Source organism: Enterobacter sp. LM3 (assembly GCF_046622475.1).
Taxonomy (GTDB): Bacteria; Pseudomonadota; Gammaproteobacteria; order Enterobacterales; family Enterobacteriaceae; genus Enterobacter; species Enterobacter cloacae_P.
Window position 1 is genome coordinate 88,241 of the sequence record NZ_JBJURN010000015.1, and the last position, 8,040, is coordinate 96,280.

Here is an 8,040-nt window from a genome sequence, read left to right on the forward strand (position 1 = left end):
CCACCGGGCAAGATCAGGTGATTTAGTCCTCGAAGAACCAGTACCCGCTGTTCACCAGTGCGGCTAACATGGCGAGGAATGACGGATCTTCCAGCGCATCACCAAAGATATCGGCAGTCAACGTCAGATGGCTGGCGATGGCATCCAGCGCCGGACGGTGCGGAGAATCAAGCTTCTCGCCGTTGACGAAGACGTCCTCACCAATACGCAGTACGCGTAACCCGCCCAGACGAATCAGTTTATCGCCCTGCTGCAGTGCATCATAAATCTCATCGGCCTGATACGGTGGCTCTGGTGGCGCGACGTCCAGCTCGTGGCGCGACTGGCTGACAAATTCACCAAACCACTGTCTGAAATGCTCAGGTTCGTTGATCAGATCCAGCATCATGCCGCGCAGCTTATCCAGCTCCTCTGGCAGAATGTCTGCCGGGTGCTCGCGGGCAGGCACATCCGGATCGCTGTAACGATGGCTGCCCAGCTCGCGTTGCAGAACGTAGTCGGCAAAGCCACTGATCATCTCTCGCCCGCTTGGTGCGCGGAACCCGACAGAATAGTTCAGGGAATTTTCCAGCGAATAGCCTTCATGCGGGAAGCCTGGTGGAATATAGAGAATATCACCCGGCTCCAGCTCTTCGTCGATAATGCCTTCAAACGGATCAACCTGAAGCAGGTCAGGATGCGGGCAGTGCTGTTTCATCGGCACTTTTTCACCCACGCGCCAGCGGCGGCGTCCGGTACCCTGAATGATAAACACGTCATACTGATCCAGATGCGGGCCAACGCCACCGCCAGGCACGGAGAAGGAGATCATCAGATCGTCCATTCGCCAGTCAGGCAGGGCGCGGAATGGGCGCATCAAGGCAGCGGTTGGTTCGTGCCAGTGGTTGACCGCCTGAACCAGTAAAGACCAGTTGTTTTCACCCAGGTGATCGTAGCTTTCGAAAGGACCGTGGCTGACCTGCCACTTCCCGTCCTGGTGGCTGACCAGGCGGCTGTCCACTTCATTTTCCATTGCCAGACCCGCCAGCTCATCAGGGGAGATAGGGTCGACAAAATTGCTGAATCCGCGTTTCAGAACGACCGGGCGTTTCTGCCAGTAACGTTCAATAAAGTCGGGCCAGTTAAGTGTTAAGTGATAATCCATCTTTTTTATTCCGCAGGCTCTTACTGAGTCGGATTATAACGGAAGCTCAGGAGCCTGGGTGCGAGATCCTCGCATTTTTCACATAATGGGTTAACTATCGTTCGATGTGGGCTGCTGACGACCAAAAATGACCTCCATTCTGGCTCCGCCCAGCAAGCTTTCACCGGCGTCTATGTTACCGTCGTATTGATCGACAATCTCACGGGCGACGGATAACCCAACGCCCTGGCCGGGGCGCAACGTATCCGCGCGCTGACCGCGATCGAACACGACATCACGTTTGTTGTGCGGAATACCGGGGCCATCATCCTCAACGATAATATGTAACTCGTTATCCGTCTGACGCGCGGTGACTTCCACAAACTCCAGACAGTATTTACAGGCGTTGTCGAGCAGATTACCCATCACTTCCATGAAATCATTTTTTTCACCGACAAAGCTGATTTCCGGCGAGATATCGAGACTGATATTCACCCCTTTACGCTGGTAAACCTTATTGAGCGCAGAGGTGAGGCTATCCAGTAAAGGTGCCACCGGATGTAGTTCACGGCTTAACAGGGCACTACCGGAACGCATACTGGCACGGTGCAGATAATAGCCAATTTGCTGTGAGATACGGCTGATTTGCTCCAGCATCACCGGCTCTGCATCGTCGACGCTAAGCTTTGAACTGCGCATTGAACGCAGGGTGCTTTGCATCACTGCAAGGGGCGTTTTCAGGCTGTGAGTAAGGTCGGTAAGGGTAGTGCGGTACTTATCATAGCGCTCGCGCTCGCTTTTCAGCAGACGGTTAAGGTTACGTACCAGACTGGTCAGTTCGCGCGTTGTTTCCGGATTGAGCTTCTCGCGGTGATGTTCCTCCAGCTCGCGAACCTCTTTCGCCAGCGATTCAATCGGACGCAAACTCCACCACGCTGCGACCCACAATAGCGGGATCACCAGCAGCAGGTTAGCGGCCAGAACGTACACGAACCAGTTCCAGACCATGTAAGAACGTTTAAGCTCGACCGGTATGGTATCGACCACCACGATAGTCAACTGTGGCATGCCCATCGTCGCCGGGTATATGTTGATCGCGACGGAGTGCGTCATCTCCATGTCGGCGTTATCAGCGCGGATCTCATTCAGTTTTTGCTGGAGAGAGCGATCCTCACGTATCAGTGTGCTGGTGGTGTTGAGATCGGCTTCAATTTCATGGAATCCGTTGGTTTTGAGCCATTCCGGTTGGATGCTTTTTACCAGCCACGGAACGTTACGCTGTATCCAGAGTAGCGTTCCCTTTTCATCGTAGATAAGCGCCAGCGTCGGACTTTGCTGGTTCAGGTTTTCCGGCATATCGACGGTGATGTGGTTATTTTCCCACTTCGCCAGGGTATAAAACAGGTTGCTTTCACCACGCAGCAGGCGAAAGGTCGTTTTATCAAAACTGACGCTGTAGCCAACCAGTGCCACCATGCCATAAGAGAGAGACAGCACCAGCACAACGGCGGCCGTCGCCAGTAAAAAGCGAACCCGCAGCGAAAGGGGCAGAATGTGGCGAAAAATCCGTTTCATTTAGCGTAATTCAAACAGGTAACCCTGACCACGCACGGTCGTGATCACATCCTGTGGATACTGCGCCTGGATTTTCTTACGCAGGCGACCCATCAGCACATCAATAGTGTGACTTTCACGCAGCTCGGCATCCGGGTAAAGCTGGAGCATCAGGGAGTCTTTGCTCACCACTTTACCGCTGTTGCGGATCAGCGTTTCCATGATGGTGTATTCGAACGCCGTCAGTTTGATCGCTTCATCGTTAATCGAGAACTCTCGACGGGAGAGGTCAACCTGGAAAGGTGGGATGGAGATAACCTGTGAAGCCAGCCCGCTGTTGCGGCGCAACAGTGCCTGCATGCGTGCGGCCACTTCTTCAATGTGGAATGGTTTGGTGACGTAATCATCCGCACCCGCGCTCAGGACTTCAACTTTGTCCTGCCAGCCTTCACGGGCGGTCAACACCAGCACCGGAAGAGAGACGTCATGGTTGCGCCAGCGACGAATCAACGACAGGCCATCTTCATCAGGTAACCCTAAGTCGACGATGGCGATATCCGGTATGTGTTCATTGAGATAATAGTCGGCTTCTTTTGCATCTTCGGCATCGTCTACCTGATGTCCCATCTCCTGAAGCTGAACCTTCAGGTGATGGCGTAGCAATGCGTTATCCTCAACAACCAGTACGCGCATCATCTTTTCTCCCTATATGAATGGTATGAATAGTTTAACGCTGATTATGTGGTTTGAAACCAGCGCTATGAAATTAAATGATTTTTTTAATGCTTCCGAACCCGTGGGGGCGTCCTGGGGGCATTGCCGTCGGCATCTGATTGTTCAGCATGTTGACCTGATCCTGGTTCATATCACCAATCCATTTTGAGTAAACCTCATAAACCATTCGCGCGTCCTCATGCCCCATCTGACTTGCAATGAACGATGGGTTAGCACCGGCAATGAGTGTCCAGCATGCGTATGTATGACGCGACTGATAAGGATTTCTCTCACGTATATCTGAAAGTTTAGTTCCCCGTTTCCATCCATACGAAATCGAATTTTTGGAAAAGTAACCGTCTTTTGTTGACGTCCTCTCTTCCGGCACAAAAACAAAACGTAGCTTTTGCTGCTCAGTTTTTCCGATCTCGCGGTGATGAAACTGAATTTCCCGCTTTTGGCCGTGGCCGGTGATTTCGTATTGCTCCAGCAGCGCATCAAGAGCAGGCTTCAGCAATGTGATTGTTCTTATCCCGGCATCCGTTTTTGGTGGAACAAATACCCGCTTATTAGTCAGGTTCCTGGAGACGTGGATTTCGCCTTTTTTCAGATCGATATCCTCCCACGCCAGCGCACAAATTTCGCCCGGCCTCATTCCCGTATGTACGGCAACAATGATGATTAAAGCCAGTTTGCGGGGCAGGGCAGCAATCAGCGCCTGATACTCATGAAGTAAAAGCGGATCCGGATCTGATTTAGATAGCTTCAGCCTCGAAACGCCCTCATAAGGAGCGTGTAATATAAACTGACTCCGCTGAGCAAGCTTCAGCATTTCTGATAAAACGGCCATCTGTTTATTGACTGTTGAGGGCGCGCGCCCTTGCTTCGCGGTGTTCGGCATGGCCGGATTAAAAATTGTTCCTGTCAGTAGTTCTTTGCGGTAATTCAGAATATCAGAGTGCTGAATATCAGCCAGGGGAGTGTTTTCTCCCACTACACGCTTCAGGGTATTAACTGCAGACGTGAGGGAGAGCAACGTAGCCTCTGACACTTCCAGCGCCTTTGTATCAATGAAAAAATCGCTCAGCTCTTTAAATGTCGTTATCCGCTTTGTTGATGAAAATTTTTTAAGTGCTTTTGATTCGGGAAAACGCGTTGCGTAGTCGAACTGACCGAGCTGGATCTCGCTTGTGATAACTGCGCGAAGATTCCCTGCTTTCTTGATGTTACCGCTCGTTACTGTCCAACCCTGGAGAACTTCGCGGCAGCGAATGCCGCGATAGATAAACGTAATTCTTATTTTTCCGTTATGGAGTTCTACGCCAGTTGGAAAGTCCATCATGCATCCTGAATAAATTTATTAATCCGCGGGAAGTTGTACCAGACCAAAGCACGTTTGCTTTCTCCGCCTGGTGCTGCAGGAACTCGCTTAAAATGAATCCCTTCAACCCAGCTTCCCAGTCGGTAGGCTTTTATTTGCCTACCGTCCAGGCCTGTCTTTTCAGTAAGCCTTCCCGCCACGATCCACTCTTCATCAAAAATGATTTGCGCCATGCTTAACTCCATGACGCCGCCACGATACCGCAGCGGCAGATAGTATTTTGATTGTCAAAAATCACCGACCAAGTCCGGGAAGACATTGCAGATGCCGGGCTCGGATCATTGCCGTGGCCACATAACTACGCGGGCGGTTAACAATCTCAACCGTGATTTTTCTTCCACGGATCTTTACGGTGTAAAATGTTTGTAAGTGCTGCTTACCGTGATCACCGAATAGCTCATGGTGACGCTTCAGCACCAACGCGCAGGCCTCCCGGCCAAGTGGATCGCTTTTGCAACGGTTAATTAGACGCACGTGAGCTTTCCCGCTGTTGGATGCATTCAATACTCCGTGCGAGCCCTGCAGCCATCCCCGGCAAGTCATCGTACTGATTGCAGTAGACAGGGTTAGCACACAAACCCTGAAGCGCAGCTATCGTTAGCTGTTGCAGGTAGGAGAGTGACATCTGCTGACCGTTTGCCTCAGGTTCTGGCTCAGTTGCCTTTTTGGGTTTTGCAGTGACCGCTGGTGGATCGAGCACTACCGGCTTTGGGAGTTCAGGACGGCGGTATTCTACGATTGCGTCAAGAGCGATTTTTTGACGCACGCTGATATCGTCGGACCAGCCATCAAGCAGAGTCGTTGCCACGTCGTGGATCTCCTCGTCGGAGAAATCAGGTGACAGGCAATATTCAGTTGTGACGATATCAGTAATCAGCAGAGGTATGACATCGGAAACGAGATGACCTGTGCATGCCACCACGCCCTCTACCTCGTATTTTCCCATAACGTTGGTGCGGCCAGAAATCAGATCATTCAGAGCATGAACGATCTCAATTTCGCGCTCTGTGAGTGCTGGGTGGGTTGTTTTATCTGACCCCATAAGCGCACCGACGGAGAAGACACCACCGCCCAGGTTCTCCACCCGTGGTTGTGCGCTTCCATCAACCCATTTTGGATCTGCCGGGTCGCTGATACCAGGTACAAATTCACCGCGCTGTGCGGCGAGTTCACGCCCGATTTGTTCATCGTTGTCGTGTTGTTCCAGTGGCTCGTGATTCTGAAGTGCGTCATTGAGTTCTTTGTCGAGCTGCGCAGCGCGGCCTGGGCAGACTGCTGGTATTTCAGTTTCGCCCGGTAAAGTCGATTGGGTTTTATCATTGTTTGCTTCCCGCTTGATGTTGCCACATGCGATATCAATCGTTTTCTGATCTGGTTTAGCGTGGTTCGATTCGACGAGCTTGCGGTTAATGTAAGCACGCAGATCAACCGGTCTGAGGTAAAGCTCCTCCGGAGCGGATTTAATCAGCGCGATAATGGCAGCGCGGGAGAAATCCAGAATACCCGGCGTGCCGCGTAATTTATTCCACCAGGCAGAAAATCGTGGGTCTGCACCTGCATTTTCGATTTCTTTGGCGCGGCGCATAATTTCAGACGGTATGGCGTAAATATCGAAATCCATCGCGACTGACAAAATTCCAAGCGCGGTTTCAAGACGGAGCGTCGCGAGGTTATGCACCATGTCAGGGCTACGATCAGTAGGATTGTTACCCCCCAGACTGGCTTCTGTATCAGCCTTGATGTCAGTAGTAACTGGCTCCCGCTTAGCTGCCGGAGTATCGATCCACTTAGCGATCCCTTTTTTGATATCGGGCCACTGAGTGGACACCTTCATCGTTTTGCGCACCCATGCCAGTAATTCTTCCTGGCGTTCTCCGCTCAAAGCAAACACTCGTGGTTCTTTCACAAAGGCCATCGCCAGTTCGCGCTGGAAGCAGCCATCGTCATCGTTATTCAAATCCACCACCTGGCCGTATTGCGCCGCGGTAATTTCTTCTACTGCACCGAACAGAGCAAGGCATGCCGCCCGTGAGTCCAGATCGAGGTTACGCACAATCTTCATAGGCGTTGTACGCTCATCATCCTGCCAGGTTTCACTATCATCGTTCTCTGGTTGCGGTGCCGCAGCTGGTTCACCAGCGTTAACATTCCAAACCGCCACCGTGTCAAAAAAATCAGGGGAGAAAACATCCAGTTCAGGGCAGGGTAAACCTTCCCGGTGCTCCCAGATTTTGACCTTAAAATAATCATCGATACGTTCAGGGTGCTCAGCGGCCAGTTTTCCGAAAATAACAGCTTCTGCGATCACCTTTGTAGAACCATTTATTGCAATTGCGAGGGGCTTTAAATCGGGTGTCTTTTTAAGTGCTTTATCCTTTGGGAAATAAGCACCGCCGAAAACTTTTAATTCTACTGACATAATGACCTCTGTTAATGTTTAAAGTAGGATGTGGGAATAATTGGTTTGCGGATATCGCACTTCGTCTTTTTTAAAGAGTCGCGCCTGTTCCGTCGTTCATTGCATTGTTCGCATAAATAAATCATTCGCTTATACGGATATACATCCGTTTTTCGTTCGTGCATTTCAGATTTCATGAACTGACGGCAGCAAACAGCGCAATAACAAATAATGTCATTCATATCAGTTAAGCTGTTGGCGCTTGTAGTCAGAATAGGACATGCCGCAGGCGTTCTGAGCTTCTGTGAAATTCACAGACAGCAAGCTAATGTGCTTAACAGCACAAACCGGACAATGAAACTCACCGAGCACGTAGCCACCAACAAGCACAACGGTTACAGGGCCAGAAGATGGTAAATGGACAACACCAGAAATAGCGCCGTTAATATTAAAGGTTGCAATGTCTTTATTTACGATAGCAAGGCGCATTTCAACGGATGTTACGCATACTTTCATTTCGAATTCCTTAATTTATGGTGTGAGAATCCCTGCCGTTTAAGACATAGGTTTTTAAATTGGAAAAATTAAATCACTTTTAAACTATTACGCCATTCCTGGTGAGGTTGGCGATGTACAACGAAATTTCTGTATTTCCTTAATACTTTCCATGCGGCATGGCATCCGGCAACATCACGAAGAAATACTGATGTGACGAGTTTCCCCTGTGCCCAGGCAATTTGTTGTTCCGGTGTTAATTGTGTCTTATCCATATATGAACACTCCACTATGAAACCAGCTTTAAAAAGGTCGGCATATGCATGGACCACGGGAAACGCATATGCCGCCAAGACTACACTCAGCAATGTTGTA

Annotated in this window: 9 protein-coding genes; all 9 read right to left on the minus strand. The window is 50.5% G+C overall.

Features of this window, described 5'->3' with window-relative positions; genetic code table 11:
• Positions 1–22 precede the first annotated feature (22 nt).
• Complete coding sequence (locus tag ACJ9N4_RS15880; RefSeq protein ID WP_182271057.1) at positions 23–1,144, minus strand: cupin domain-containing protein; 1,122 nt, start codon at positions 1,142–1,144, stop codon at positions 23–25.
• Between the two features lie 90 nt (positions 1,145–1,234).
• Entirely contained in the window at positions 1,235–2,698 is a 1,464-nt protein-coding gene (gene phoQ, locus ACJ9N4_RS15885; RefSeq protein WP_411500609.1) for a two-component system sensor histidine kinase PhoQ, read from the minus strand.
• A complete protein-coding gene (gene phoP / locus ACJ9N4_RS15890; RefSeq protein WP_182274493.1) occupies positions 2,699–3,370 on the minus strand; it encodes a two-component system response regulator PhoP in 672 nt (223 codons plus the stop codon).
• A 73-nt stretch (positions 3,371–3,443) separates the two neighbouring features.
• The gene (locus tag ACJ9N4_RS15895; protein ID WP_411500632.1) at positions 3,444–4,730 is read right to left on the minus strand and encodes an Arm DNA-binding domain-containing protein; all 1,287 of its coding nucleotides are present in this window, start codon (positions 4,728–4,730) and stop codon (positions 3,444–3,446) included.
• Positions 4,730–4,945 (minus strand): excisionase family protein, encoded by a 216-nt coding sequence (gene xisR / locus ACJ9N4_RS15900; protein ID WP_411500610.1) that lies wholly within the window; start codon positions 4,943–4,945, stop codon positions 4,730–4,732. The genes ACJ9N4_RS15895 and xisR overlap by 1 nt, the downstream gene beginning before the upstream one ends.
• A 61-nt stretch (positions 4,946–5,006) precedes the next feature.
• On the minus strand, positions 5,007–5,315 hold the full coding sequence (locus ACJ9N4_RS15905) for a DUF4060 family protein (protein WP_411500611.1): 309 nt from the start codon (positions 5,313–5,315) through the stop codon (positions 5,007–5,009).
• A complete protein-coding gene (locus ACJ9N4_RS15910; protein WP_411500612.1) occupies positions 5,233–7,191 on the minus strand; it encodes an exodeoxyribonuclease VIII in 1,959 nt (652 codons plus the stop codon). Before ACJ9N4_RS15910 ends, ACJ9N4_RS15905 begins: the two co-directional genes overlap by 83 nt.
• Positions 7,192–7,413: 222 nt before the next feature.
• Positions 7,414–7,686 (minus strand): hypothetical protein, encoded by a 273-nt coding sequence (locus ACJ9N4_RS15915; RefSeq protein WP_411500613.1) that lies wholly within the window; start codon positions 7,684–7,686, stop codon positions 7,414–7,416.
• Between the two features lie 68 nt (positions 7,687–7,754).
• Positions 7,755–8,040 (minus strand): hypothetical protein (locus tag ACJ9N4_RS15920; RefSeq protein WP_411500614.1); only part of this gene is annotated, 286 nt, incomplete at its 5' end.